The organism is Saccharomonospora sp. NB11 (assembly GCF_015910535.1).
Lineage (GTDB): Bacteria > Actinomycetota > Actinomycetes > Mycobacteriales > Pseudonocardiaceae > Saccharomonospora.
This window is the reverse complement of the sequence record NZ_JACBJG010000006.1, coordinates 97,981-123,074: the sequence shown is the minus strand read 5'-3', so window position 1 is coordinate 123,074 and position 25,094 is coordinate 97,981. Positions and strand designations below refer to the sequence as shown.

The window sequence follows — 25,094 nt, the reverse complement described above, 5'->3', positions numbered from 1 at the left end:
GAACTATGCTGTTTCGCATCGACCCGTCGTCGACGACCCCGCTGTACGAACAGCTCGCCGCGTCGGTCCGGCGTGCCCTGTCCGAGCAGCGCGTCAAGCCGGGCGAGCAGCTCCCTCCCGCACGGGAGCTCGCGACGCTGCTCGACGTCAACGTGCACACGGTCCTCCGGGCGTACGCGACGTTGCGGGACGAGGGCGTCATCGACCTCCGACGAAGGCGGGGCGCCGTGGTGAAGGGACAGGCCGACGGACACGCGCGGCTGGCCGCGCTGGTCGGCGAGCTCGTGGCAGAGAGCCGACGAGTCGGCGTGGACGTCGACGAGTTGGTCACGATCGTCAGGAGGAAGTTCTCGTGAGAAGTGTTCCGATGCGGGTGGTGGCAGCTCTCCTCAGCGGGCCCGTCCTGCTCACCGTCGCGGCGTTGGCGCTGCGCAACGCGTGGGCGGACCGCCTCCCCGACGAGGTGGCCACCCATTGGGGCCCGTCGGGTACGCCCGACCAGGCGACCGGGCTGGCACCCCTGACGACGTGGACGGTCGCGATCACGCTCGCCCTGACCGTCGCCGTCACGGTCACAGCCTTCGTGTTGTGGCGCACCGGCCGAGGAGTTCATCGCCCGCTGCTCGGCCTGGCCGCCGGTGTCGCGGCGTTGCCCGTCGCAACCCTCGTGACGTCGATGGTCAGCACGCTCGACGCGGCGTCGTGGGAGGACGCAGCCGGCGCGGCCACGACCGTTCCGCTCCTGCTGGGCCTCGGGCTGGTCGTCGGCGCGCTGGCCTGGCTCGTCGCCCCCGACGTGCCTCCGCAGCGACGCCGCGACGACGTCGTGACCGTCGAGAGCGTCGGTCTGGCCGCCCACGAGCGGGCGACGTGGGTCGGGGGCACCACGAACGCCGGTCTGGCCGTGATCTGCGTCGTCGCTCCCCCGGTCGTGATCGCGATCGTCAGCGCCCTGTCGGGCACGGCGCCCACCTGGAGCTCGGCGCTCGTCCCGCTGCTGGTCGGTGCGCTCGCCGCCGTGGGCATCGCCTCCGTGCGGGTCACGATCGACGAGAAGGCCGTCTCGATCCGCATGGGGCTGCTCGGGTATCCCCGCCGCACCGTGCCGCTCTCCGACGTCACCTCCGCAGGCACGACGACCCTGACTCTCCTGGGCAACGGCGGCCTCGGTGTGCGGCTCAACGCCTCCGGTGACGTGGCGTTCAAGTGCCGCGGCGGCGAGGCACTCGTCCTGACGCTGAGCACCAAGCGCAGGGTGATCGCGACGGTCGACCACCCCGATCAGGCGGCGGGCCTGGTCAACGACCTCGTTCGACAGGCTCGCGACCGGGCCTCCTGATACAACCGAGAGGTGCTGCGCGGACGAATGGGACTCACCTCGGTGGCGCCGCGGGTGGCCGTGTCGGTCGTGACGGTCCTGGCGGCGCTCACCGCGGCGTGCGCGAGCGGGGAGCGGTCCACGGCCGGAGAGTCCGCCGAGCCGGTGCACTACGTGGCTCTCGGCGACTCCTACACCTCGGCACCCGGCACCGGCCGGGGTGTGGGCTCACCGATCGGATGCGAGCGGTCGGACAACAACTACCCGCGCCTGGTCGCGGCGGAGCTGGCACCCGCCAGCTTCACCGACGCCAGTTGCGGTGGCGCCACGACCGAGCACCTCACCAGCCCGCAACAGACCGCCGACGGCACCAACCCGCCGCAGCTCGACGCACTCACCCCCGACACGACGTTGGTGACACTCGGCATCGGCGGCAACGACGTGGGTCTGGTGCAGTTGGCCGGGCAGTGCGCCGAGGTGGCGGCCGAGGGCGGCCGGTGCGGTGAGAGCGCAGCGGTCGAGGAGCGCGTGGGCAACACCGTGGCGGCCGTCGCCGAGGCGGTGCGGGCCGTCCGCGAGCGGGCACCCGACGCTCGCGTGCTCGTGGTCGGCTACCCGACGATCCTGCCCGCCGATCCGGCGACGTGCGCCGACGTCCTCCCCCACGACCTCGCCGACCTCGCCGCGCTCCGGGAAGGGCTGGACCTGCTGAACCACGTGCTGGAGCAGCAGGCCAACGCGCACGGCGCCCGGTTCGTCGACACGGCGACACCCACAGCCGAGCACCACCTGTGTGCGGCGGAGGGGCAACGCTGGATCGAGGGACTGGAGTCCACGACCGGTGCGGCACCTCTGCATCCGACCGCACGAGGAGAACGCGCGATCGCCGACGCGGTCCTCGCCGCCATCCGGACGCGGTGACCGCACCGGCGAGCGCCGCTCAGAGCCGGACGACCGCCTGCGCCTTGCCCAGCACGGTCTTGCCGTCGAACTTCGCCGTGATGTCGATCCTGGCGGTGCCGTCGTCGCGAATCTGCGCGACCTTGCCGCTGAACTCCACCAACGCGCCGGTGTCGTCGTCCGGCACGACCACCGGTCGAGTGAACCGGGCGCCGTACTCGACCAGGCGCGAGGGGTCGCCGAGCCAGTCGGTGACGACCCTGCCACCGAGAGCCATGGTCAGCATCCCGTGCGCGATCACGCCGGGCAGGCCGACCTCGGTGGCGAAGCGTTCGTTCCAGTGGATCGGGTTGAAGTCCAGCGACGCACCCGCGTAGCGCACCAACTGCTCACGGGTGACCCGCACGGACAGCGGCGGCAGCTCGTCGCCGACGGACGTCTCGGTACCGATCGTCTCGGTCACGGTTCACTCCCCCCTCACGACGAGCTGGGCGTGCGTCGTGCACACCAACTCGCCCGACGTGGTCTCGATGTCGGCGCGCACGCCGAGGAAGTCGTTGCCCGCGCGGGCGAACACCTCGTCGATGTGGGTGGTGAGCCGGAGGACGTCACCCGCGTACACCGGACGATGGTGGGTGAACCGCTGGTCACCGTGCACCATGCGGGAGTAGTCGAGCCCGAGGTCCGGGTCGGCGACGATCGCGTTGATCGCCCTCAGGTTGACGACCGTGAGGAACGTGGGCGGGGCGAGCACGTCCGGGTGGCCTGCGGCCTTGGCCGCCTCGGGGTCGCGGTACAGCGGGTTGTCGTCGCCGATCGCGTCGGCGAACTCCGCGATCTTGCTGCGGCTGACCTCGTACGTGGTGGTGGGCGGGTACGTTCGCCCTGCGTAACTAGGATCCAGTGGCACGCACGGCAGGGTACCGGTCGGCCACCTCACCGGACAGACCACCGAACGACGACAGCCGTGCCCGGCCTGGACCGGACACGGCTGTCACCGACCGAACTCAGTTGAGCGACACGCCGTAGGCGCTCAGCGCCTCGGTGACGGGCTGGAAGAACGAGCTGCCGCCCCCCATACCGGACGTGATGCCGAGAGCGGTGCTACCGGCGAACAGAGCGCCACCGGAGTCACCGGAGTTGACCGAGGCCGACGTCTGCACCAGCTGGTGCACCGCGCCCTCCGCGTAGTTCACCGTGACGTTCGTGGCCGTCACCGTGCCGCAGGTCAGGCCCGTGGTGCTGCCGCTCTTGCAGATCGACTGGCCCACCGAGGCGTTCGAAGCCGAGCTGATCGCCTGCGTCGAGCCGTTGTACAGGCTCACCGCACCGGGAGCGCTGCCCGTGTCGTTGCGGATCAGGCCGTAGTCGTTGCCCGGGAAGCTGGCGCCCACCGACGGACCGACGTTCCACTGCGAGACGGCACCCGTGCAGTGACCCGCGTCCACGATGTAGTTCTGGCCGCCCGAGTTGACGTTGAAGCCCGCCGAGCAACGGCTGCCGCCACCGGTGATGGCCTCGCCGCCGTAGATCGCCAGCTCGAACTCGCCATCGACATGCTCGACACGCACCGCGTCACCGAGACGCTGTGCGGCGGCCTCCAGCTCGGCCACCTCCGTCGCGTCGGCCTCCTCCGCGACGGTGACGACGACCTGGTTCGTGGTCGGGTCGGTCGCGACGGCCGTGCCGACCACCGTCGGCAGGGCGGCCCGAGCCGCTTCGAGCTCGGCCGTGGAGTACTCGACCACCTTCGTGACGACGCCGCTGCCCGCCACCGAAGCCGCGGCCGCGTCGCTCACGACGTTGACCACCGGCGTGCCCGAGGCGTCCAGGTACCCGCCCGCAGCACGAGCACCCAACTGCTCCAGCGCGGAGTCGAGCGCCGCCACCGCGGCGTCCTGCTTCTGCAGCAGCTCGATCGCCTCGGCCCGGTCGATACCGCGCTCGGCGACCAGAGCGGACACCGCCTCGGTCTGGACGCTGGCGGAGTAACCCTCGACCTCCGCCGACGTCGACGCCGCGGACGCCATGGCGGCGGGCGCCAGGGCGCCGAACGCCAGGGCACACGCACCGGCCGCGACCGTCGTCTTCGTCAACCTCTTCATGTCGGTCCCTCACTTCCGCAGGGTTGGAAATGGGTCCCCGCTAGAGTGATCGACACCACTACCGAAAAGTAGCCCCGTTCGTTGGGTTTTTTCCAACCTCAGGACCGTTACGCTCCCATGCTCCACACACAACGAAGCCGCCCCCGGTTTGCGGGGGCGGCTTCGTAGAGCTTGGAGAGATCTGCGTCAGCGCGTTTCCTTGTGCGACCGGTGCGTACCGCAGTTCGGGCAGAACTTCTTCATCTCCAGGCGATCCGGGTCGTTACGACGGTTCTTCCTGGTGATGTAGTTGCGGTGCTTGCACTCCTCGCACGCCAACGTGATCTTCGGTCGTACGTCGGTGGCAGCCACAACGGCTCCTTACTCTCTCATCGAAACAGCGTAGCGGTGGCCGGACTCGAACCGGCGACACAGCGATTATGAGCCGCTTGCTCTACCGACTGAGCTACACCGCCTCGTAACACACACCGAGCCCCTTTACGGAATCGAACCGTAGACCTTCTCCTTACCATGGAGACGCTCTGCCGACTGAGCTAAAGGGGCCTGCCCTCACCGGGCTGAGGACAACAATACAGCACCTCGTCACCCCCCTGATTCGGGGGTCGGTTTTCGGTGAAACCTCAGGTCAGGAGGGTCAGCACGGCGCCGCCGGACGACTCGGAGGAGCGACCCAGCGAACGGACCGTCCTCGCCTGCAACCACGCCTCCAGCCGGTCCTCGGCCAACGGACGCGAGATGAGGTAGCCCTGGGCCACGTCGCAGCCCATCGCCTCCAGTTGGTCGCGAGCCAGGTCCTCCTCGACCCCCTCGGCCACCACGGTGAGCCCGAGCGAGTGCCCCAGCTCGACGATCGACCGCACCACGGCCAGGTCGCCGAGATCGGTCCCCATGCCGAACACGAAGCTCTTGTCGATCTTGACCTGGTCGACGGGCAGTTGCCGCAGGTAGGCCAACGACGAGTACCCCGTGCCGAAGTCGTCGACGGCCAGCTCGATGCCCAGCTCGCTCAGCTCGCGCAGGATCGGCAGGGCGCGCTCCGGGTCCTGCATGACGTCCGACTCGGTGAGTTCCAACGTGAGCAACTCACCGGGTACTCCGAAGCGCTCCAGCGACTCGGCGACCCGCCGGGGGAACTCCGCGTCGGCGAGGTTGCGCACCGACAGGTTCACGGCGACGGAGATCCGCAGCCCGTCGTCCAGCCATCGCCGCACGCGGTCGAGCGCCGTGTCGAGTACGAACGACGTGAGCAAGCCCACCAGCCCAGCCGCCTCGACGGCAGGCACGAACTCGTCGGGGTCGACGCGGCCGAACTCCGGATGCTGCCACCGCACCAACGCCTCGACGCCGAGCACCTGTTTGCCGGGCAGCGCCACCTTCGGCTGGTAGTGGACGGTGACCTGCCCTTCCTCGATGGCCTGCCGGAACTGCGTGACCATCTGGAACCGCCGCAGGAAGATCTGCCCCATGCTGGGCACGTAGGACTTGACCTCCTCGCCGCTGCGGGTCGCGCGGACGGCCATGTCGGCCCGCTGCAGGAGGCTGTCGACGTCCGCCCGCTCGGCGTTCTCCGCCGCTGTCGTGGCGACGTAGCCGACGACCGCGTTGGCCTCCACCATGAGCCGGTCCACCGTGTACGGGGCGGAGAGTTGGCTGCGCAGTCGCTGGGCCACCTGCTGGGCGTCCTCGACCTCGCAGTCGGCGAGCAACACCGCGAACGACGCGCCCTCCAACCTCGCCAGCGGCACGTGCGCGCCGAGGGTGTCGCGCATACGCCGCCCCGCAGCCATGAGCATGCGGTCGGCCCACGTGTACCCGAGTGCGTCGCTGACGGTGGAGAACACGTCGAGGTCGACCCGGAGGACGACCGAGTTCTCGCTCTCCCGCAGCGGCTCGGCGGTCACCTGCCGGAAGCCCGGTCGGTTCAGCAGCCCCGTCAACGGGTCGTGGTAGGCGTCGTGCCGGAGCGTGGCGAGCAGCCTGCGGTTGTCGAGGGCGGTGGCGAGGTGGCTCGCCATCGTGCCGAGCAGCTGGACGTCGTACTTGCCGAACCCCCGCCAGCGCGACAGCCTGTCGTGCGCCTCGACGATGCCGAGCAACTGGTTCGCGCTGCGCAACGGGACGGCGAGCACCTCGTGCGCACCGCGATCGAGCAGCGCGGTGCGGATGCGCGTGTTGGCCTCGGTGATGCGCAGGTGCCGGACGTGCGAGCCCGGCAGGCGCAGCAGCGGGTCGTCGTCCTGGTCGACCTCCGCCTCGGGAGGCAGCTCGTCGCCGACCACCACGGTGCGCAGCGGTTCGTCGGGTTCGAGCCGCAGCCGCAGCACGATCCGGGCCGCGGCGAGCTGGTCACGGATGCGTTCGGCGATCGTCGTCCACTCGTCGAGGTCGACGTCCACCCCGAAGTCCCCGGTCCGCTGCGCGGGGCGCGCGGCCACCTGCTGCCCCGAGCGCGCCACCATGAGGCTGACGTCGGTGAGGGCCTCCATGTCGCGCTGTTCGCGCAGCAGGTCCGAGTACGCCCAGTACAGCGCGGCGAGCCCGAGACTGACCGCGAGCACGATCGGCCACGCCTCCGGCGTCTTCGAGATCACCAGGTAGCCGGTGAGCCCGACCGAGGCGTTGACGAACCCGACCACGAGGATGCGTCCCGCCAGCCGCACGACGGTGCCGATACGCATCCGGCGACGGAGCACGCGCACGGCTGCCATCGCCAGCAGGGTGCTCGCGAGTGGAGCGGTGAGCGTGCCCGCGAGCGCCGCGAGCCACGGCATGGAGGACGGGCTGCCGAGCGCCTGACTGACGAGCCCCGCGACGGCGAACGCGCTCGTGACCTCCAGGAGGAATGCGCCGGCGTTGTAGAGGACCCGGCCTGTGACGCGACGCGCCAACAGCGTGGTGACCCCGGCGACGACGTGGGCCGCGAGTACGACCTCGAACGGTGCGACGAGGAGTCCGATGACGAGGGGGATTTCGGTGAAGGAGATGGTCCAGGAGATGCCGCTGCGGACGTCGACGTTGACGCCGAGCTGTTCGGCTCCGAGGAACGCGAGTGCGAGGAGAGGTCCGATCCACCACAGGTGCACCGAGCCGTCGAAGGGCAGCCATGCCGACACGGCCGCCGCGGCGGCGATGCCGAGGGTCAGGACCGCGGCGGTGTAAAGCCCGAAACGACGTTCGTCCGCGCGAGCTTCCACCGAGGGGCGGTTCTCGTCGGTCGGTCGTCCACTCGGTCTCGGTACGTCGTCCGTCGCCGTACCGGCCTCGGCAGCGGCGGTGGCGTCGCCGTATGCCTCCGGCATGCAACCTCCTTGTGTGACGCGCATGCGCCTGTCGGGGCCGACCCACGAACGAGGCGATACTTTACCCCCGGTGGGCGTATCAAGGCGGCTGTTCGCGACCAACTCATCAGCGCTGTGTCAACGAACACCGACATCAGCGGTCGTTCGACCGCAGAGTGAGTGAACAGCTCCGTGGCGTTTCGGTCGCGATTGGTAGCCACCCCAACAGGGTGATTTATGCCACATTTCCGGGAACAATGCGAGCGTCCCACCGCCCTGGCCCCCTACGCGGGACCGTGCACACACGAGAAACGGGCACCCACGCCGACCGCGTGGATGCCCGTTGCCGAGCGCTGTGGTTCAGACGTTGGCGTTGCGCCGCTCCCGCACCCGCTTGACGACGAACACCGCGAGCGCCACCACGACGGCGGCGATGACGATGTACTGGAAGATCTCCGCGTACTCGTCGACCACGTGCCAGTTCGACCCCAGGAAGTAGCCCGCGACGACGAAGATCGCGTTCCACATCAGGCTGCCCAGCGTGGTGAGACCGAGGAAGATCCAGAACGGCATCCGCTCGATACCCGCAGGCACCGAGATGAAGCTCCGCACGAGCGGCACCATCCGGCCGAAGAACACCGCCTTCGTCCCGTGCTTCGCGAACCACCGCTCGGCGTGGTCGAAGTCGGACTCCTTGACCAGCGGCAGCATTGTGATGAGCTTGCGCGTGCGCTCCCGGCCGAAGAAGTAGCCGACCAGGTACACGAGCACCGCGCCGATCACCGAACCCGCAGTGGTCCACGCCAGCGCCTCGACCAGGCTGAACCGCCCCTGCGCGGCGGTGAAACCCGCGAGCGGAAGGATCAGCTCGCTCGGGATCGGGGGAAAGATGTTGTCGAGTCCCACGGCCACGGCCGCACCCGGCCCACCGAGCGCGTCCATCAAGTCGACCGTCCAGCCGGCGAGCCCTCCGAGCTCGGCGGTGTCGGCTTCAGCAGCGAGACTGTTCATGAATAAGGGGGCCTTTCGCGAATCACCAAGTCCGGATGTGTGGCCAGAACACTACAAACCGCTACGGCGTGGACGGGATGGTGCACACCGCCGAACACGGGGTGCCCCTTCCGCAGGCCGGAATTGTGGAAAACCTCAGTCACACGAGACCCCGGCCTGGTTAGCGTCTGCGAGGTGTCCTCCACCACCGAGCGTATCGCGCGGGGTGCGCCGCGCGTGGGTGCCGGGCTCCTGTTCGGGGCGCTCGCCGTCGTCGTCGAACTGCCGTTCGTGCTCCTGACCGCTCCCGCCGTGCTCGTGCCACCCGCACGTCGCTCGGTCCACCGCGTCGCGCGGGCTCTCGCCGAGCTCCACCGCACGCGACTGGCCCGATTCCTGAACACCGCCCTCTCCGGTGACTACCCGGATCATCGTGCGTGGCCGTACCTCGCGGCCCGCTGCGTCGTCGGCGGGCTGACCGCGGGCATCGTCGTGCTGGCGGCCCTCGGCGGTGTCGGCGGCGGGATCATGGTGGGCCAACTGCTGTCGGGCTCTCCGGTCGGCGGTGGCACCGAACGCTCCTGGTATGACCCGTTCACGGTGGTGCTGGGCGGCGCGCTCCTGGTGTTCCTCGTCGTGTCGGGCCTGTGGGGAGTCGTCGTGCTCGAACGCGCGGTGGCACGGCGGCTGCTGGCGCCGAGTGCCACCGACCGGCTGCGCGAACGCGTCCACGAGCTGGCGACGACGCGGGCCGAGGTCGTCAAGGCGGTGAACGCCGAGCGCCGGCGTATCGAACGGGACCTCCACGACGGTGTCCAGCAGTCGCTGGTGGCGTTGGGGATGGTGCTGGGTCGGGCTCGTCGCACGACGAGCCCGGACCGCGTGGCCGAGTTGCTGCGCCAGGCGCACGAGCAGTCGCAGGACGCGTTGCGCGCACTACGCGAGGTGGCCTGGCGCGTGTACCCGGTCGCGCTGGAGACGGGCGGTCTCGGGGTGGCGTTGGAGGCGTTGGCCGAGCGGTCGACCGTGCCGATCTCCCTGCACTACGCCCTCGCCGACCGGGTGGACGAGGCCACCGAGGTGGTGGCGTACTTCGTGGTCTCCGAGGCCGTCACCAACGCGTTGAAGCACTCCGGATGTACCCGGGTCGAGATCGACGTGCACCGGGACGACAGGATCGTCGTCGTGCGGGTGGTCGACGACGGCGTAGGCGGGGCGGACGTCGCGGGCGAGGGGCTCACGGGGCTCGGTCGCCGCGTCGCCGCGGCCGACGGGACCCTCACCGTCGCCAGTCCCCCCGGTGGTCCGACCGTGGTGAGAGCGGAGTTGCCGTGCGCGTGATCCTGGCCGAGGACTCGATCCTGCTGCGGGAGGGCCTGGTGCGCCTGCTCGCCGAAGAGGGTCACGACGTGGTGGCGGCGGTGTCGGACGCCCGGACGCTCGTGGCGGAGGCTCGACGCCATCGGCCGGACGTCGTCGTGACCGACGTCCGGATGCCACCCACCCACACCGACGAGGGCATGCGCGCGGCGCTGGAGATCCGGCGGTCGGCTCCGGAGATCGGCGTGCTCGTCCTCTCGCAGTACGTGGAGCGCCGCTACGCCGCCGAGTTGATCAGCGACGAGGTCGGGCGCGTGGGCTACCTGTTGAAGGACCGGGTCGCACAGGTCGGCGAGTTCCTCGACGCGCTCGAACGCGTGGCGTCGGGTGGGGCCGCGTTCGACCCCGAGGTGGTGCGCCGGTTGTTGGCGCGCAGCAACCGTGTCGACCCGTTGGCCCGGCTGACCCAGCGGGAGCGGGAGGTGCTGGAGAGGATGGCCGAGGGCCACACCAACGCGAGCATCGCCGAGACCCTGTACGTGTCGCGCAGCGCGGTGGAGAAGCACGTCGGGGCGATCTTCGACAAGCTCGACCTCGCACACGTCACCGGTTACAGCCGCCGGGTCCTCGCGGTGCTGCGTTACCTGCAGTCGTAGTCGGCGGTTTCGACCTCTTCCTCGCCGGGCACGCCCCTCACGCGGGAAGGGAGCGAGTGATGGCGAGCAGCGACACCGATCCGCTGGCCCGGATCGACCGCCTCATCGCGGAGGAGCGCGAGCTGCGGTCGCAGGCGACCGGGTCCGGTCTCGACGACGCGGGCCGACGACGGCTGCGGGAACTCGAACAGCGACTGGACCAGTGCTGGGACCTGTTGCGCAGACGCCGCGCCAACAGCGAGTTCGGGGCCGACCCCGACCAGGCGGAACCGCGTCCGGTGAGCGAGGTCGAGTCGTACCGGCAATAGGAGTACGCGAACGGCACCGCTCGGTGCCGCGCCGACGTGCGGGGGTGCAGGCTCCCGTCTAGCGTGATTCGTGACACGCCCCGGACCTGCGGTGATGCGAGAACTGCCAGGGCGGGAGTCGCGAGCGGAGGTGCTTCGTGGACACGCAGATCGGCGTCCGCCCGACGCGGATCCAGCAGCCCGCCCCCACGGGGGGCAAGCGCTGGCAGGCCCTGCTGACCCTGCTGCGCACCACCGATCACAAGGTGATCGGCAAGATGTACATGGTCACGTCGATCGTGTTCTTCATGATCGGCGGCGTGATGGCGTTGTTCATCCGCGCCGAGCTCGCTCAGCCGGGACTGCAGTTCCTCTCCACCGAGCAGTACAACCAGATGTTCACGCTGCACGGCACGCTGATGCTGCTGCTGTACGCGACACCCGTGCTCTTCGCGTTCGCCAACCTGGTGCTGCCGCTGCAGATCGGTTCCCCCGACGTCGCGTTCCCCCGGCTCAACGCCCTGTCGTACTGGTTGTTCCTGCTCGGCGGGCTGATCGTGATGGGGTCCCTGCTCACGCCCGGCGGCGGGGCGGACTTCGGTTGGACCGCCTACACCCCGCTGTCCGGTGCCACATTCTCCCCCGGCATCGGCGGGAACCTGTGGGTGATGGGGCTCGTCGTCTCGGGTCTCGGCACGATCCTCGGCGCGGTCAACATGGTCACCACGGTGGCGTGTCTTCGCGCGCCCGGAATGACGATGTGGCGGATGCCCATCTTCACGTGGAACATCCTGTTCACGAGCGTGCTGATCCTGATCGCGTTCCCGATCCTCACCGCCGCGCTGATGGGTCTGGCCGTCGACCGTCTGATCGGGGGCCACATCTTCGACCCCGGCAACGGCGGCGCGATCCTGTACCAGCACCTCTTCTGGTTCTTCGGGCACCCCGAGGTCTACGTCGTGGCGCTGCCGTTCTTCGGCATCGTCACCGAGATCATCCCGGTGTTCAGCCGCAAACCGGTGTTCGGTTACCGGCTGATGGTCTTCGCGACCATGGGCATCACGGGCCTGTCCATCGTGGTGTGGGCGCACCACATGTTCGCCACCGGCGCGGTGCTGCTGCCGTTCTTCTCGATGGCCACGTTCCTCATCGCCGTGCCGACGGGCATCAAGTTCTTCAACTGGATCGGCACGATGTGGAAGGGCCAGCTCACGTTCGAGACACCGATGTTGTTCTCGATCGGGTTCCTCATCACGTTCCTGCTGGGCGGCCTCACCGGGGTCATCCTCGCCGCCCCGCCGCTCGACTTCCACGTGCACGACTCGTACTTCGTGGTGGCGCACTTCCACTACGTGCTGTTCGGCACCATCGTCTTCGCGACGTTCGCCGGGATCTACTTCTGGTTCCCGAAGTTCACCGGCCGCATGCTGAACGAACCGTTGGGCAAGCTGCACTTCTGGCTCACCTTCGTCGGCTTCCACACCACGTTCCTCGTGCAGCACTGGCTCGGCAACGAGGGCATGCCCCGCCGCTACGCCGACTACCTGCCGACCGACGGGTTCACGACGCTGCACGTGGTGTCCTCGATCGGCGCGTTCATCCTGGGACTGTCGATGCTGCCGTTCCTGTGGAACGTGATCCGCAGCTACCGCTTCGGTGACCCGGTGACAGTGGACGACCCCTGGGGCTACGGCAACTCTCTCGAATGGGCCACGACCTGCCCGCCGCCGCGGCACAACTTCACGGAGCTGCCGCGCATCCGCTCGGAGCGACCCGCGTTCGAGCTGCACTATCCGCACATGACCGAACGCATGCACGCCGAGGGACACATCTCGTTCACCGGGAGGGCCGTGCCGGTGGAGGACTCGCGGATCACGCCGCCCGAGGTGAAGGCCTCCGACGCCACGAAGGGCGAGACGGGCTGAGCACGGCCGGTCGTGTGCCACACTCGATCCGTGGCCGACCGCGACCGAGACACCGAAGGACGGGCCCGCAACGCGCGGCCGAGGGACGGACTCGGCAGGCCGTTGCCGCGAGGTGCGACGGGAGTTCCCCGCCAGCCCGAGGGGATCACCCGCACTCCCGAGGAGACGCTGCGGGAGGCGCAGCAACTCCTCGACGAGGGCAAGCCGTTCCACGCTCACGAGGTGTTCGAGGACGCGTGGAAGTCCGGGCCGGACACCGAGCGCCAGTTGTGGCGAGGTCTCGCACAACTCGCAGTGGGGATCACGCACGCGGCGCGAGGCAACCGGACGGGCGCGGTCGCGCTGCTGCGGCGCGGTGCCGACAACATCGCCCCCTTCGCCGACGCCCGCCCGCACGGCATCGAGGTCGCCGCCCTGTGCGGCTGGGCCGCCGCGCTGGCCGAGAGCGTGCCCCACCACGACACGCCACCCGACCCCGCCGCGCTCGCCCCTCGACTCAGGCCGTGACGCCCGCTCGCCCCAGCCCGAACTTCGCGGACAGACGGACCAGCGCCCTGGCCATCCGCGCCGGAAGCGAGTCCGCCGACGGCACGGACATCGGCCGCACCCGCCCGTTGTGGACGGCGGCGATTCGCCACCCGACGGGCGTGCGCACGCAGACGATGGTGTTGCGTGTGAGCCGCCGCTTCGGGATCGAGGAACGCCACGCCGCGAGTACGGAACCCGTGCTGTGGACGAGCGCGACGTCGTCCGACAGGAACCGGACGGACTCCACCTCACCGACCAGGGCGCTTCCGACCAGCACACCGCGGAACAGGTGGTCGTGCGACTCCACCATCGGCGCGCGTCCCTCCGCGCGGGTGCCGTCGAAGCTCACGTAGTCGCTGTCCTCGGTGAACAGCTCGCCGTAGGCGTGGGCGTCGCCTGCCGTCCACGCCGCACACATGCGCTGGAAAAGGTCCCGCACCTCGGCTTCATCGCGGTTCATGCTGGTCTCCTTCAAGGTTCGGTCATCGGATGGCGCGCAACAGCGCGACCTGTCGGAGAGCGGCCTCGGTCGCTCGGTCGAGGAAGCGAGCGACAGTGGCGAGCTGGTCGGCATCGAAGTCGGCCAACAACGTCGAGAAGTCGACGAGCTCGGAGAACACCTCGCCGATGCGTTGTCGCGCCTGCTCCGTGCAGTGGAGCAACTGCTTGCGCCGGTCCTGAGGATCGGGTTCGCGACGCAGGAAACCGGCTGCCTCCAACCGAGCCACGACACCGGTGATCGCTCCGCTGGTGAGCCCGGTGATCCTGGCCAGCTCGCTAAGCACGGCGACCGTGCTGTTCCACCACGCTGTCGCCGAACGGCTGGGGCTGGGGCCCGCCGATCACAAGTGCCTCGATCTGGTCCTGGAGCGAGGTCCGATGACGGGCAGACACGACCGCCGAGGTCCTGAGTGCGTCGCTTCGTCGGCACCAACCATCTCAGGTCAAGCGACGTCGTGTACGCCGCCGGGAACGGGTATTCGACAAGGAGTCCCTCCCCCGTGAGAGGTGGTTCCTGGTGAGCCGATGGAACGACGACCCGGACGCGGCCGCCGAGTCCTCCGAGTCAGCTCCGTCCCCCGAGTCAGCTTCGTCCCCCGAGTCCTCCGGCACGGCGGCCGACCGCACCCCGCACACTCGCGAGCCGGGCGGCGCCCCGGTCGGCGAGACCGCACCCGACGTGTTCCTCGACGTCCCGAACCTGTCCGTCGACGAGATCGACCTCGACGTCGAGGACCTGCGCGCCCACGTGTCGCTGCACGCCGACGTGCTCGACCTGCTGAAGCTGCACGTGGGCGCGGACGTGGCGTTGGGCAGGGTGGCGTTGACGATCACCGGTGTCCAAGCGCAGGCCCAACTGCGAGTCCGGCTCGACCGCGTCGCCCAGATCATCGACCGCGTCCTCACGACGATCGACCGCAATCCGCAGATCCTCGAACACGTCATCCGCGCCGCGGAACCGGTGCTGCGTGGGGCAGGCGACGCCGTGGGCGAACTCGGCGCGGGCGGAGGCCGCGCGATCGAGGACGTCGGTCGCGGAGCCGGAAGTGCCGTGGACGAGGTCGGCCGCGGTGCCGGAGGTGCCGTCGAGGACGTCGGTCGTGGCGCCGGCGGCGCGGTCGAAGACGTCGGTCGCGGAGCCGGAAGTGCCGTCGACGAGGTCGGCCGCGGTACCGGACGCGCCGTCGGCGAGGTTGGTCACGGAGCCGGAGGTGCCGTGGAAGACGTCGGCCGTGGAGCCGGAAGTGCCGTCGACGACGTCGGTCGCGGTACCGGACGCGGCGTCGAAGACGTGAGCACCGGAGCCGCTCGCACTGCCGAGGACGTGGGACGCGGTACCGGACGCGCCGTGGAGGACGTCGGCGGTACCGCTCGCGACGTCACCGACTCGCTCGACGACGTCACGGGCCCACTCACGGGCGACGACGAGGATGTCACCGACGACGCAGACGACGAGGCCCCGCCGCGCGACCAGCCCGAAGCCGACGACGAGTGGGAGTCCGACGACGAGTGGGAATCCGACGAGGACTCCGAACCCGAACCTCGGCCCCAGCCGAGGCCCAGACACCGGAGGTCGTCGCCCAGGGAGTCGCGCCGCCGCGCCGCCCCAAAACGCCGCAGGCCTCGGCCGTGACCGACTCCGAATCCACCTCCGAGCGCACCCCCGAGGCCGACGACGCCCACGCTCCCGATCGCGACGGGCCCGCCGACATCGCATTCACCGCGCACGTCACCGGCCGACGACTGCGCTGGCACGAGGACCCGGACACCGAGGTGTCCTTCGACGGCATCGAAGGGTTCCGCTCGCGTTCGGACAGCCGCCGGGTGAACCTGCCCGCGTCGGTGCGAGCGCGGCACACCTACCGTGACGTGACCGTGGACTACCGGCTGGAGTGCTCGCTGCCGGACGACGACCCCGGCCGCTGAACCGACTCACCCGAGGTCCCAGAGCAGCCGGTAGTACGCGAAGGCTGACGTGCGGGTGACTGACGTCGTGACGGACGCCTCCCGAGCAGGTGCACTCGTTCGGCGGGACCGTGCGTGATCTGGTGATCACTACGGTCGACGGTTGTGCTGGTGCGTGTGCAGAAGGGGCCGAGGACCTCGGGCGAAGGCCTGTCGAGAGCGGAGGCTCGGGTAGTACGGCTGTGGCGGGGGTGGACTGGTGAGTACGCGTTGCCGGTTGGCGTTGGTCAATGTCAACGTGCCCAGCAAAGCCGGGGTGCGGCAGGTGGACGCGTTGTTGTTCACTCCGCACGGGCTGCTGGTGTGCGAGATCAAGGGCTTCACTCGGTCTCAGCCCGGCGTGTTGACGGTGCCGTTGAACGGGCCGTGGTTGGTCGACGGCGAGCCCGCTGCCCTGCACACGCTGGCCACGGCGAATCCGCACGAACAGCTCCGTGGCGGGTTGTTCGACACCAAGAACGCGCTCGAAGCCGCCGGGTTGAACGTGGGTTTCGTCCGAGGGGCGGTGGTCCTCGTCGTCATCCCGAAAACCGAACTGAAGCTCGGGGACACCCGCAATGTCGGCCCCGGTATCGACGTGGTGCTGGCGCAACGCAAGATGCTGCGGCGGCTGGTGCACCAGATGCGCGACCGGACCGGGCGCCCGGGTTGGAGTGCCGACACCGTTCTCGACGCCTGCCGCGCTCTCGACCTGCACACCCTCGCCCCCACCCGCGAGGAGCTACTCGCCGACGGCTTCCCCGACACCCTCCCCACAGCCGACCGTCCCACCTCCGTGCCGGCTGTTCCGACGGCGCCGAAGCCGACCCCGCCCGCGAAGCCAGCCGCGCCGCCCGTGCAACGCCCGACTCCGACAAAGAAGGCCACATCGGCACCACGCCCGGCACCGACAAAGGTGTCGCCCGTGCCGCAGTACCGCTCACCCGCAAGCCCACGCCCACCAGCACAACGGCCTGCCCCCGCTGCCGCGTCGGCGACGGCCTCGGCCAGGCGGGGCTGGCCCACCCTCGTGGTGTTGGCCGTCATCGCGGTCCTCACCACCGTGGCCTGCGTGGTGATCTACCAGGCCTTCCACGGTCACTGACCGCGCGAAGCGCACAGAGACGCGACGCGTAGACACATTCCGGCCCCGGAGCGTGACGAAGCGTGGTGTGACGCGTTGAATCAGGAGGCGACGAAGGCGGGTGACGCACATGGCAGCGATGACCTACGAGGAATACCGGTCGTACGACGCGGTGGGGTTGGCGGAACTGGTGGCCCGAGGTGAGGTGTCCCCCGCCGAGTTGTTGGACGCGGCGATCGCGCGCGCCGACCGGGTCGACGGCCGACTCAACGCGATCGTGCGCAGGATGGACGACCTCGCCCGTCGGCAGACGGCCGACACCCTGTCCGGACCGTTCGCGGGCGTGCCGTTTCTGCTCAAGGACCTGTCCCAGGACTACGCGGGAGTCCCCACGGGCAGCGGCTCGCGGTCGTTGCAGCGCCATTCCGCCTCGCGACACAGTGTGGTGGTGCAGCGGTGGCTGGACGCCGGGCTCGTGATCTTCGGCAAGACCGCCACGTCCGAATTCGGCACCAAGGCGGTCACCGAGCCGAAGGCCACCGGCGTGACCCGCAATCCGTGGAACCTCGCGCACACGCCCGGCGGGTCGTCCGGCGGCGCGGCGGCGGCGGTCGCGGCGGGGATCGTGCCGATGGCCGGGGCGAGCGACGGCGGCGGGTCGATCCGCATCCCCGCAGCCTGCTGCGGCATCTTCGGGCTGAAGCCGGGTCGAGGGCTCGTCCCGTCGGGTCCGGACCGGGCCGAAGCGCTCTCCGGTGCGGCCACCGACGGCGTCGTGTCGCGGACCGTGCGCGACACGGCGGCAATGCTGGACGTGTTGACCCGGACGCCCGACCTCGGCGGCCCGTACCTGCCCGCCGTGCCCGACACGCCGTATGCCGAACTCGCCCGCCGGACCCCGCCGCGACTGCGCATCGGCTTCACCACTCGCTCCCCGCTCGGCACCCCCGTCGACGCCGAGGCCGTCACCGCCGTCGAGCAGGCAGCCGCTCTGCTCGACAAGCTGGGACACGACGTCGAGCCCGCCGACCCCGGCATCGACGGCGTGGCGTTGGCGCGCGACTTCATGACCATGTGGTCGGCGCAGACGGCGGCCACGATCGACCAGATCAAGGAGTTCACCGGCGCCCGCGACCGCGAGTTCGAGGTGGACAACCGCCTGCTCGCCGCGGCGGCGCGAGGGTTGCGGGCAGCGGACTACGCAATGTCCCGCGAGCGCTGGAACATCCACACCCGCGCGCTGGCCGCGTTCCACGAGCGGTTCGACCTGCTGCTGACGCCGACGCTGGCGCGGCCCCCGGTGCGGGTCGGCGAGCTGGCCACTCCCCCGCTGCTGCGGCTCGGTGGGGAGCTGCTGTTGCGGCTGCGGCTCACCGGCATCGCCACCAAGACGAAGCTGTGGAACGACCAGATCCTCGCGAACCTCGCGCCCGTGCCGTTCACGCAGCTCGCGAACATCACCGGCAGGCCCGCGATGTCGGTGCCCCTGCACCGCACCGCGTCGGGTCTGCCGCTCGGCGTGCAGTTCGTCGGCGGGCTCGGCAGTGAACCGACCCTGCTGGCGCTGGCGACCCAACTCGAAGCCGAACACCCGTGGGCGCAGGACGAACCGGCGTTGTGACCGGGGTCGGCGTGGCTCCGGCCACCCGCCGAGCGCCCCACGAACGACGAACGCCCCGCCGCCTGGTCTCCCAGGTCAGCGGGGCGTTTCGCCTGCTTGTGGCGGGTGAGGGATTCGAACCCCCGTAGGCTGAGCCGTCTGATTTACAGTCAGATCCCTTTGGCCACTCGGGTAACCCGCCGTGTCCGGTCATCCCGGCCGGTACTCAGGATAGCGAATGCGCAACTCGCCCGATCGGTGGGGTTGGCGGTGGCTAGGGTGGAGCCATCCAACAGCCGAAACGACGAGGTGTGTGACGTGGCCGATCCCTCTTTCGACGTCGTCAGCAAGGTCGACCGTCAGGAGGTGGACAACGCGCTGAACCAGGCGAGCAAGGAGTTGTCGACGCGCTTCGACTTCCGCGGCACCGGCGCCAAGGTCGAGTGGGCCGGTGAGCATGCCGTGACGATCGAGGCCGAGACCGAGGAGCGCGCGAAGGCGGCGGTGGAGGTCTTCAAGGAGAAGCTGATCAAGCGAGGCATCTCGCTGAAGGCGTTCGAGGCCGGTGAGCCCGCGGTGTCCGGCAAGATCTACAAGATCAACGGCAAGATCATCGAGGGCATCGAGTCGGACAAGGCGAAGAAGATCGCCAAGTTCATCCGCGACGAGGGCCCCAAGGGCGTCCAGGCCCAGATCCAGGGCGACCAGCTCCGGGTGTCCGGCAAGAAGAAGGACCACCTCCAGGAGGTCATCGCGCTGCTGAAGAACGAGGACTTCGGCATCGCGTTGCAGTTCACCAACTACCGGTGATGCTCGCTGCGTGACCTGCGGTGATGCGCTAGTCGGTGCCGCCGGGTACATCCCCGGTACAACCGAGGGCGGAGTCCACCAGCGAGCGAGTCTGGTCCACGGCGTCCGGCCAGTAGCCGACATAAGTGTTCAACGTGACCGTCGGCGTCGTGTGCCCCATCGCGAGCTGGACCGTCTTGACGTTGGCTCCGCCGAAGATCAGCACCGTGGCGAAGTAGTGCCGCAGGTCACGCAGGCCGAACCCCTTCGGCAGTCCCACCTTCCCCACCGCGGGCCGCCAGATGTACGACCAGTCCGACCGGTGGATCGGCCGGCCGTCTCCGCGCGTGAACACGAGATCGACCGGGCGTCGGATCGGCCGGCGTGGGTCCGTCTCGTCGTCGATCTCCTCGGGCAGCGGCCGGAACGTGTCCAGGTGGTGGCGCAGCGCCTCCGTCGCGACCACGGGCAGCTCGTTCGTCCGGATGCTGGTCTTGGTCTTCGGCGGAGCGAGGAACGGGTTCCGCCCGGTCACGACGGTGAGTTGGTGACGGACGTGCACCTCACGGCGCTCGAAGTCGATCGCGTCGCGTTCGAGGCCGAAGATTTCTCCGCCGCGCCAGCCACAGCCAGCGGCGAGGTAGACGATCGCGCGGTACCGCTCGGGCAGCGCCTCCGCAAGCGCATGCACCTGCTCTGGCCTGGCGATGTAGTACCGGGAGTCCGGGATCTCCGGCAGCCGGATGCCGACACACGGCGTGCTGCCGATGCGCTTGTCGGCGACGGCCGCGTTGAACAGCGGCACGAGCGTGCCGTGGTAGACGGTCGCCAGCGTGCTCGGCGCGAGACGTTCCGCGCGATCCTTGACCCATCCCCGGATGTGCGAGTTCCGCACCTGTGCCAGCGGCAAGGCACCCAGCACGGGCACGATGTGCCGCCGGATGACCCGCTCGGTTCGCTCGGCCGTGCTCTGCCGGTGGAGCTGGGTCCGACGCCAGTGATCGGCGTACTCGGCGACGGTGAGCTTGCCCGCGCGAGGGTCGACGTACTGGCCGCGCGAGATGTCCGCGCGCATGTTGGCGTCGTGTCGCTCGGCGTCGGCCCGCCGTTCGAAGAACTGCGTGCGAGTCTGGCCCGTCTCAGGGTCGATCCAGCGGACCCGCCACCGCTTGCCACGGCCGTGGCGCTTCGTGGGCAACCGCTCTCCCGTCTCGGGATCACGAGCGCGGTGGTACCAGAGGTCATCAACCGCCATCACGCCACCGCCATGCTGTCGGATCGGCGGTTCTTCCGCCGTTGGATGGCTGCGTCGGCAATGGCTTCGGCGAAATCGCGTTCGGCGGCGCTGCGGTAGCCGATGCCGGTCAGCGACCAGTCGTTGATGACGGTGACCTCGCCAGGGTCGTGAATGCCGAGGTCGGCCAGCTCCTGGGCGAAACGGTGCTCCCGGCGAGCGCCGCGCAGGGCGGTGAAGGTGGTGGAGTAGCGGCGGGACTTGGTGAGGAAGTGCCCGCGGAAGCCGAGCATGTGCGCCCACTTCCGCAACCGCAGTCCCGCCAGCTCGGGCAGCCCGCCGAGCCGCCAGGCGGTGTGAATCATGGTGCGGGTGTGGTCGGTGACGTTGAGGTCGGCGATGTGCTGTTCGGAACGGATCGGGGTATCTGCGCCTGGAGCGTGGCCAGTGCCCTTGGTGGCGTACTTGGCGATGTAGGACGCCACCGACGAGCCCCGCACCAACGCCGCCGGGTCATCCGGCTCAGCGTCGGTGATGGCGCGGCAGTCGATCTGACGCCCCCACACAAGCCGCCGCGACCCCACCGCCTCCGAGGGTGGCGAGTCCACCGCCACCGCGCGAGCTGCCGAGCGCACCACCCGTTCCAGCAGGTCCACCGTGGCCGCCGCCGGAGGTGCGGTGTCGGGACCGTCGGGGCCGTCGAGGCGAACCACGGCGTGGAAGTGCACCAGACCCCGCCGCTGATACTCGGCCACCTTGGCGTAGGACAGCCGCAGGTGGTGTTTCAGCGCGGTGGGCCGTACCCCGAGGGCGCGGGCGAGGTGTCGGGCGCAAGTGATGGTGAACCGTCGCCACAGCTCCGAGGCATGCGCCTGCCACAACACCGCGCCCACGTAGTCGTAGGCATCCGGATCAAGCGGCGTGCCCAACGCGGGGTCGTAGTCGTGGTGAGTCGTCCCGCAGGCGCACGAACGACGCTGCCCGGTGCCGGTGGTCGGCTGGTTGTGCACAGGCCCGAACGACGGCGCAGTCAGCGTGACGAACAGCCGGGGATGCCCCGTCACCGTGTCCGCCACGCCCTTGCCGCCGGACAAACCCGAGCGGATCAAGTGGAAGGTGTCTGCCGAATACCGATCCGCGCACGACGGGCACACCGACTCCCGCCGGTTGCCGCACGCGGCCAACAGCGTGCCTTCCAACTCCCGCACCCGCTGACCGTCAGCCGTCTCCCACGAAGCCGATCCGGCCAGGCGCACCGGCTTCGCACACCCGCCGACCGCTTGCACCTTGGCCCGCCACGAACGGAACCCCGAACCTCGCAGCAGCAGTGCCAACCGCTCGTCCTCGCCCGGCAACTCCGCCACCAGCCGGGCCGACCTCGCGTGTTCGGCCATGCTCAGTGCACCGCACAGAAGCAGACGTAGACGCCGTCGATACGGCCAGTCACCGACCCGTCGTAGTCCTTGGCCGCCAGGGTGCCCCAGCAGTCACCACACACGTCCTCAGACCCGTCCCACACATCGCGCTCCTGCACCGAACGCAGGAAGCCCGCCAGTGAGAACTCCTGGAACGGCCCCACCACCGAGTAGACCTCTCCGGCACCGACCAGCGCGTTCCAGCGTGTCGGAGCCAGTCCCAACTGCTCGACGATCACGTCTTCGATGTACGGCGGCAGATCCCCGAACCGGCCCCGTGCATACGGCTCCAAGGTCAGCGGGTTCTCATCCGAGAACCGGAACCGCTCGGAAACCTCCACCACAGTCGGCTCATCGATGACCAACGCGAGCGCACCCATGACCATGTCCTCCCAGTGAAGTGGCTTGAGCCAGTTGCTGGCTTAAGCCAGTAAAGCGCGTCGCGCGTCGTCCGTCAATAGCTGGCTTGAGCCAGTACACTGACCGCGATGAAGACAGGTCCACCGACAGCAATCGAGGCGTCGTGAACAGTTCCGCAGGCCGTCCCAGCGAAGGGACACAGCTCCCGAGCCGCCAGGTGGCGAGCGAGCTGCGTAACGCGATCGCCTCAGGTGACCTGCCGCCCGGCGCCAAGCTGCCGTCGGAACGCGCGTTGGCCGCTCAGCACGGCGTGGCCCGCAACACCGCCCGCGAGGCCATTCGCCTGCTCACCGACGAAGGCTTGGTCACGGCACACCACGGCAAGGGCGTGTTCGTCCGCGAAAAGCGGCGCCTCCTCCGTTTCGGCAGCGAGCGTTACTCGCACAGCCTTCGGAACGAGACAGGGCTGTCGCCCTATCGCGCCGAGGTGGCGAAGCAGGGCCGCACGGCCCGCGTGGACTGCACATCGATCGAGCGGGTCCAGCCCCCCGAGGACGTCGCCGAGCGCCTGGACGTCGACCCTGCCGAGGCATCGGTGGTGCGCCGGGAGAACTGGTACTACGCCGACAACGACCCCGTTCAGGTCGGCGTCACCTACATCCCGTGGGAGATCGCGGAAGGTTCGGTGCTGGCCACGTCGGCGAAGATGGGCAAGGGCAGCCTGTACGCGCGGTTCGAGGAACTCGGGCACCCGATCACGCGCGTCCGCGAAGAGGTGTCCGCCCGCATGCCCACCCACGAGGAAGCCACGGGACTGTCCATCCCAGACGGTGTTCCGGTGCTCGATGTGCTGCACACCGGCATCGACCACCTCGGCCGACCGTTCGAGGTGACGAGGTTCGTCATGCGCGCCGACCTGACCGGCCTGGACTACGCCATGCCCGTGGAGGACTGATGTTCCAGCCGCACCAACAGCCGACCCCCGTGGTCCGCCCCCGCCGTGATGACGACCTCCCCGCGTGTGCTGCCGCCCTGGTGGCCGTGCACGAGGCCGACGGCTACCCCGTCGAAGGAGTCGCCGACCCGGAAGCCTGGCTCAGGCCCGCCGGACTGGTGAAGGCGTGGGTTGCCGAGCTGGCCGGTGAGGTGATCGGCCACGTCTGCATCACCGAGCCCACGGATGCCGACGCAGCGGCCGTCATGTTCCGCGAGACAACCGAAGGTGTAGTCGCGGGCATCGCCGTCTTGGGCCGTCTGTTCGTCCACCCCGAAGCGCGGGGCCATCGAGCCGGTGAACTGCTCACCCGTGCCGTGATGGAGCACGCAGCCAGTGAAGGGCTACGCCTCGTGCTGGACGTCATGGAGAAGGACCAGGCCGCGATTCGGCTCTACGAACGTCTGGGATGGCGCAGGATCGGAGTGACCGAGCACGACTCAGGCCACGGCCTCGTGCCCGCGTACTGCTACGTCAGCCCCGCCCCGTAGCTCACCCGGCGCACATCCGGTGAGGACTTTCTCTACATGGTCAAGGGCGGCCCCGCCGGGGCCGCCTGCCTGCTGCCTGTGGGCCCGCGCCAGCGGGCCGCCGGGCGTGCGGCTGACGCCGGTCCCGCCGTCCCGCACGCGGACCCAGGAGCGGAAGGCAGGCGGTCCGGGAACCACGGCGGGACCGCCAGAAGGAAGAAGATGCCCTCGCCGGGCGGGCAGGTCTCCGGGATGGCTGGGGTCGTGCACGCACGTTCCGGTTCGTTGGTGGTCCGGTGCGTGTGCCATCCCGTCTGACCTCCCCGAGGGCTATCACGCCGCGTCAAGGGGGCAAGCCTGGCAACATCCCTCACCACAGCACGAAGGTTGCCCCCTTGACACAGCGTGATCGGGCTACGCCAGGTCAGACGGGATGGCACAACATCGACCCTGTTCTGCTGCCCAAAGGGCAACTTCAATGGAAACTTTGCAGCAACATAATCACCTGATCCTGTAACAACGAGGGCATTATTGTCGATACCCAACCCGAGACAAAGGAGGCTAAATGGCCGGGCATAGCAATATAGTTTTCACCTCGATGGGTGCGCCAAATTCTGAGCACATCGACACATCCAACGAATATGCATACACTGAAATAGTGTGCCCACACTGCGGCAAAGTATGCTCTGCTGCCGTAATCGCACGCACCAAAAAGGGGCCCTATGTCACATGGGTGAGATGCCCTGGATGCCTATTCGGAGCGGTGATTAATGGAGATACCGTCTCCCCCGCGAGAGGAGCTGGCGAAGAAGTTGAAGGCTTGCCGGAGGACGTGGAGCAGGCTTATAACGAAGCACGGCGGAACATATCTGCAAGCGCCTACACCTCGGCAGAGTTGATGTGTCGCAAGATTCTTATGCACATAGCCGTAAATAAGGGAGCCAAAGAGGGAGACACCTTCGCGGAATACCTGTCATTTCTGGAGAGTCAAGGATTTGTTACGCCACCCATGAAGCCCTGGGTTGACCTGATTCGAAAAAGGGGAAATATAGCCACACACGAGCTCCCTGCCAGCAACAAAAGGGAAGCACTAGGCACACTTTCATTCACAACCCAATTGCTTCGCTCGATCTACGAAATGGAATATCGAGCCAAGCAATTCATGTCGGACCAAGATGACGATGCCGTACATGCGCCCCTTCCCCCAAGAAGCGGGATGCCAATGTAGTAACTCCCAGGAAGCCTTTTCAATCGTTGAGTGGCATCCAGGGCCCAGCGTGTTCCATATCAACGCCTGAACTCACGACAGGGACAAACCGTCGGTACAAACTGGGTACAGATGCCACTCACCATCATCCATCACCAACGACAAGTAATCGCCACGAACCAGCAGGTC

Annotated in this window: 27 protein-coding genes and 3 tRNA genes; 16 read left to right on the top strand and 14 right to left on the bottom strand. The window is 68.9% G+C overall.

What is annotated here, in order from left to right; all coding sequences use genetic code 11:
- Positions 1 to 5 precede the first annotated feature (5 nt).
- From JAV51_RS11060 to JAV51_RS11050, 3 genes are read left to right on the top strand one after another with little or no spacing between them, the layout of a single operon-like run.
- Complete coding sequence (locus JAV51_RS11060; RefSeq protein ID WP_197320609.1) at positions 6 to 356, top strand: GntR family transcriptional regulator; 351 nt, start codon at positions 6 to 8, stop codon at positions 354 to 356.
- Complete coding sequence (locus JAV51_RS11055; protein ID WP_197320608.1) at positions 353 to 1,339, top strand: DUF1648 domain-containing protein; 987 nt, start codon at positions 353 to 355, stop codon at positions 1,337 to 1,339. The genes JAV51_RS11060 and JAV51_RS11055 overlap by 4 nt, the downstream gene beginning before the upstream one ends.
- 27 nt (positions 1,340 to 1,366) lie before the next feature.
- Positions 1,367 to 2,239: an SGNH/GDSL hydrolase family protein gene (locus tag JAV51_RS11050; RefSeq protein ID WP_197320769.1), complete on the top strand. Its 873-nt coding sequence runs from the start codon at positions 1,367 to 1,369 to the stop codon at positions 2,237 to 2,239.
- Positions 2,240 to 2,258: 19 nt separating this feature from the next.
- Here JAV51_RS11050 and JAV51_RS11045 read toward each other — a convergent pair whose 3' ends face one another.
- The 8 genes from JAV51_RS11045 to JAV51_RS11010 form a co-directional block, all read right to left on the bottom strand.
- Positions 2,259 to 2,681, bottom strand: a complete 423-nt coding sequence (locus tag JAV51_RS11045; protein WP_197320607.1) for a MaoC family dehydratase — start codon at positions 2,679 to 2,681, stop codon at positions 2,259 to 2,261.
- A 3-nt stretch (positions 2,682 to 2,684) separates the two neighbouring features.
- Positions 2,685 to 3,128, bottom strand: a complete 444-nt coding sequence (locus JAV51_RS11040; RefSeq protein ID WP_197320606.1) for a MaoC family dehydratase N-terminal domain-containing protein — start codon at positions 3,126 to 3,128, stop codon at positions 2,685 to 2,687.
- A gap of 97 nt (positions 3,129 to 3,225) precedes the next feature.
- Positions 3,226 to 4,323, bottom strand: coding sequence for a S1 family peptidase (locus JAV51_RS11035; protein ID WP_197320605.1), 1,098 nt, complete (start codon positions 4,321 to 4,323; stop codon positions 3,226 to 3,228).
- A gap of 186 nt (positions 4,324 to 4,509) precedes the next feature.
- Complete coding sequence (rpmG, locus tag JAV51_RS11030; protein WP_005443178.1) at positions 4,510 to 4,674, bottom strand: 50S ribosomal protein L33; 165 nt, start codon at positions 4,672 to 4,674, stop codon at positions 4,510 to 4,512.
- A gap of 31 nt (positions 4,675 to 4,705) precedes the next feature.
- Positions 4,706 to 4,778 (bottom strand) — tRNA-Met (locus tag JAV51_RS11025).
- A gap of 15 nt (positions 4,779 to 4,793) precedes the next feature.
- Positions 4,794 to 4,866 (bottom strand) — tRNA-Thr (locus tag JAV51_RS11020).
- Between the two features lie 77 nt (positions 4,867 to 4,943).
- Positions 4,944 to 7,622, bottom strand: a complete 2,679-nt coding sequence (locus JAV51_RS11015) for a bifunctional diguanylate cyclase/phosphodiesterase (protein WP_197320604.1) — start codon at positions 7,620 to 7,622, stop codon at positions 4,944 to 4,946.
- A gap of 339 nt (positions 7,623 to 7,961) precedes the next feature.
- A complete protein-coding gene (locus tag JAV51_RS11010; protein ID WP_197320603.1) occupies positions 7,962 to 8,612 on the bottom strand; it encodes a DedA family protein in 651 nt (216 codons plus the stop codon).
- 174 nt (positions 8,613 to 8,786) lie between these two features.
- Here JAV51_RS11010 and JAV51_RS11005 point away from each other — a divergent pair, with 174 nt between their 5' ends.
- The 5 genes from JAV51_RS11005 (at position 8,787) to JAV51_RS10985 (ending at position 13,286) form a co-directional block, all read left to right on the top strand.
- The gene (locus JAV51_RS11005) at positions 8,787 to 9,932 is read left to right on the top strand and encodes a sensor histidine kinase (RefSeq protein WP_197320602.1); all 1,146 of its coding nucleotides are present in this window, start codon (positions 8,787 to 8,789) and stop codon (positions 9,930 to 9,932) included.
- A complete protein-coding gene (locus JAV51_RS11000; protein ID WP_197320601.1) occupies positions 9,923 to 10,567 on the top strand; it encodes a response regulator transcription factor in 645 nt (214 codons plus the stop codon). The genes JAV51_RS11005 and JAV51_RS11000 overlap by 10 nt, the downstream gene beginning before the upstream one ends.
- Before the next feature lie 59 nt (positions 10,568 to 10,626).
- Positions 10,627 to 10,875, top strand: coding sequence for a DUF2630 family protein (locus tag JAV51_RS10995; RefSeq protein WP_197320600.1), 249 nt, complete (start codon positions 10,627 to 10,629; stop codon positions 10,873 to 10,875).
- 137 nt (positions 10,876 to 11,012) lie between these two features.
- A complete protein-coding gene (gene ctaD / locus JAV51_RS10990; protein WP_197320599.1) occupies positions 11,013 to 12,779 on the top strand; it encodes a cytochrome c oxidase subunit I in 1,767 nt (588 codons plus the stop codon).
- A gap of 30 nt (positions 12,780 to 12,809) precedes the next feature.
- Positions 12,810 to 13,286, top strand: a complete 477-nt coding sequence (locus JAV51_RS10985) for a DUF309 domain-containing protein (RefSeq protein ID WP_197320598.1) — start codon at positions 12,810 to 12,812, stop codon at positions 13,284 to 13,286.
- Here JAV51_RS10985 and JAV51_RS10980 read toward each other — a convergent pair.
- Together JAV51_RS10980 and JAV51_RS10975 are read right to left on the bottom strand one after the other, a co-directional pair.
- Positions 13,276 to 13,767 (bottom strand): SgcJ/EcaC family oxidoreductase, encoded by a 492-nt coding sequence (locus JAV51_RS10980; protein WP_197320597.1) that lies wholly within the window; start codon positions 13,765 to 13,767, stop codon positions 13,276 to 13,278. The two genes, JAV51_RS10985 and JAV51_RS10980, sit on opposite strands and share 11 nt — an antisense overlap.
- A gap of 22 nt (positions 13,768 to 13,789) precedes the next feature.
- Positions 13,790 to 14,092, bottom strand: a complete 303-nt coding sequence (locus JAV51_RS10975) for a MarR family winged helix-turn-helix transcriptional regulator (RefSeq protein WP_197320596.1) — start codon at positions 14,090 to 14,092, stop codon at positions 13,790 to 13,792.
- 233 nt (positions 14,093 to 14,325) lie between these two features.
- On the opposite strand from JAV51_RS10975, the gene JAV51_RS10970 reads away from it, so the two are divergent.
- From JAV51_RS10970 to JAV51_RS10955, 4 genes are all read left to right on the top strand, one after another.
- Positions 14,326 to 15,441: a hypothetical protein gene (locus JAV51_RS10970; protein ID WP_231642037.1), complete on the top strand. Its 1,116-nt coding sequence runs from the start codon at positions 14,326 to 14,328 to the stop codon at positions 15,439 to 15,441.
- Positions 15,438 to 15,734, top strand: a complete 297-nt coding sequence (locus JAV51_RS10965) for a hypothetical protein (RefSeq protein ID WP_231641892.1) — start codon at positions 15,438 to 15,440, stop codon at positions 15,732 to 15,734. Before JAV51_RS10970 ends, JAV51_RS10965 begins: the two co-directional genes overlap by 4 nt.
- Before the next feature lie 238 nt (positions 15,735 to 15,972).
- Positions 15,973 to 16,857 (top strand): nuclease-related domain-containing protein, encoded by an 885-nt coding sequence (locus JAV51_RS10960; RefSeq protein WP_231641891.1) that lies wholly within the window; start codon positions 15,973 to 15,975, stop codon positions 16,855 to 16,857.
- Positions 16,858 to 16,975: 118 nt separating this feature from the next.
- The gene (locus tag JAV51_RS10955; protein WP_197320767.1) at positions 16,976 to 18,457 is read left to right on the top strand and encodes an amidase; all 1,482 of its coding nucleotides are present in this window, start codon (positions 16,976 to 16,978) and stop codon (positions 18,455 to 18,457) included.
- 99 nt (positions 18,458 to 18,556) lie between these two features.
- Here JAV51_RS10955 and JAV51_RS10950 read toward each other — a convergent pair.
- Positions 18,557 to 18,638 (bottom strand) — tRNA-Tyr (locus JAV51_RS10950).
- 116 nt (positions 18,639 to 18,754) lie between these two features.
- On the opposite strand from JAV51_RS10950, the gene JAV51_RS10945 reads away from it, so the two are divergent.
- Positions 18,755 to 19,246, top strand: a complete 492-nt coding sequence (locus JAV51_RS10945; protein WP_197320595.1) for a YajQ family cyclic di-GMP-binding protein — start codon at positions 18,755 to 18,757, stop codon at positions 19,244 to 19,246.
- A gap of 28 nt (positions 19,247 to 19,274) precedes the next feature.
- Here JAV51_RS10945 and JAV51_RS10940 read toward each other — a convergent pair whose 3' ends face one another.
- The 3 genes from JAV51_RS10940 to JAV51_RS10930 are packed head-to-tail and all read right to left on the bottom strand — an operon-like array spanning position 19,275 to position 22,260.
- Positions 19,275 to 20,480 carry a site-specific integrase gene (locus JAV51_RS10940; protein WP_197320594.1) on the bottom strand — a complete coding sequence of 402 codons (1,206 nt, stop codon included), beginning with the start codon at positions 20,478 to 20,480 and terminating at the stop codon, positions 19,275 to 19,277.
- The gene (locus JAV51_RS10935; RefSeq protein WP_197320593.1) at positions 20,480 to 21,853 is read right to left on the bottom strand and encodes a replication initiator; all 1,374 of its coding nucleotides are present in this window, start codon (positions 21,851 to 21,853) and stop codon (positions 20,480 to 20,482) included. Before JAV51_RS10935 ends, JAV51_RS10940 begins: the two co-directional genes overlap by 1 nt.
- 2 nt (positions 21,854 to 21,855) lie before the next feature.
- The gene (locus JAV51_RS10930) at positions 21,856 to 22,260 is read right to left on the bottom strand and encodes a hypothetical protein (RefSeq protein WP_231641890.1); all 405 of its coding nucleotides are present in this window, start codon (positions 22,258 to 22,260) and stop codon (positions 21,856 to 21,858) included.
- Positions 22,261 to 22,397: 137 nt separating this feature from the next.
- Here JAV51_RS10930 and JAV51_RS10925 point away from each other — a divergent pair, with 137 nt between their 5' ends.
- From JAV51_RS10925 to JAV51_RS20535, 3 genes are all read left to right on the top strand, one after another.
- The gene (locus JAV51_RS10925) at positions 22,398 to 23,189 is read left to right on the top strand and encodes a GntR family transcriptional regulator (RefSeq protein ID WP_037295266.1); all 792 of its coding nucleotides are present in this window, start codon (positions 22,398 to 22,400) and stop codon (positions 23,187 to 23,189) included.
- Entirely contained in the window at positions 23,189 to 23,719 is a 531-nt protein-coding gene (locus JAV51_RS10920) for a GNAT family N-acetyltransferase (protein ID WP_197320592.1), read from the top strand. The genes JAV51_RS10925 and JAV51_RS10920 overlap by 1 nt, the downstream gene beginning before the upstream one ends.
- Positions 23,720 to 24,263: 544 nt before the next feature.
- Positions 24,264 to 24,926 (top strand): DUF4145 domain-containing protein, encoded by a 663-nt coding sequence (locus tag JAV51_RS20535; protein ID WP_197320591.1) that lies wholly within the window; start codon positions 24,264 to 24,266, stop codon positions 24,924 to 24,926.
- The last annotated feature ends 168 nt before the right edge of the window (positions 24,927 to 25,094 follow it).